At 55.8% G+C, this 871-nt stretch carries 1 protein-coding gene and 1 pseudogene; one reads left to right on the top strand and one right to left on the bottom strand.

The genetic code is table 11. The features are described from left to right. Nucleotides 1-108 (top strand): annotated as a pseudogene (locus EOA27_RS43255) (transcriptional regulator); the annotation flags it as partial. A 43-nt stretch (nucleotides 109-151) separates the two neighbouring features. On the opposite strand, the gene EOA27_RS38355 reads toward EOA27_RS43255, so the two are convergent. Beyond that, on the bottom strand, nucleotides 152-871 hold a 720-nt coding region (locus EOA27_RS38355), incomplete at its 5' end, for an ATP-binding protein (protein ID WP_145970898.1).

Consider the following 871-nt stretch of genomic DNA (forward strand, 5'->3'; position numbering starts at 1 on the left):
GGGCTCTATCGGGCTCTAAGCGCCGACGGCAACCCTGAATTCTCGACTGTACTAAAAGTCCTCACGGCTGTTGGATTCAAGCTCACCACCACGAAAGCAGCAGCCTGACTCTTGGGACGCACAATGGCGTCCGAAGCGTTGATGTTTGCCTTCACACCAAGTCTGAGAATACGTCGTCCGCATCGGGCACCACCGGAACGAACCGGATGTTTGCTGGGCGACCTTCCTCGTGGAACCAGAGATCAACTATCTTGGTATCGTCGCTCGACGGCCTTGGAGCAGCATCCCTGACTCGAAAGGTTGTCGGCAAATTGACCGAGGTTCCAAATACCAGGGCGTGCTGTTTGGGGAGAGATGGCAATCGCTTAAGGACAGCTTCGGAAATGAATGGCGTCATCTGACGGATTTGCGACAGGTCGTCCGGGTTCTGAATCCGGTGGACCACAAAGTTTGAGCATTGGGACAACACGGTTTTCGAAAGTTCGCTCGGCCGCTGTGATGCCACTATCAGGAACATGCCGTACTTGCGGCCCTCCTTCGCTATCCGCTCAAAAACCTTAGCGGCGTCCAACGCATAACGCGAGGGTGTGGAGGCGACGTAGCGGTGAGCCTCTTCAAGCAGTAAATGAACGGGGAATCGATTTCGCGGGTCGGCTTGCCGCAGCAGGCGAAATGTCAGGCGCGCTAGAACTGAACAAAAGAGCTCTACGACATCATCCGATACCGCGTTCATATCGACAATTACGACCTGGCTTGTCTTGGTCATCCCACTGCCCTGCGCGGACAGGCCGAGGATTCGAGCTAGAAATTCGATCTGGCCTTCGCCCGCTTGCCCACCGTCCGGCAGTGAGTGGCGCAGAAACTCATACTC

Origin of the sequence: Mesorhizobium sp. M2A.F.Ca.ET.037.01.1.1, from assembly GCF_003998075.1 — a bacterium.
Classification (GTDB): Bacteria; Pseudomonadota; Alphaproteobacteria; order Rhizobiales; family Rhizobiaceae; genus Mesorhizobium.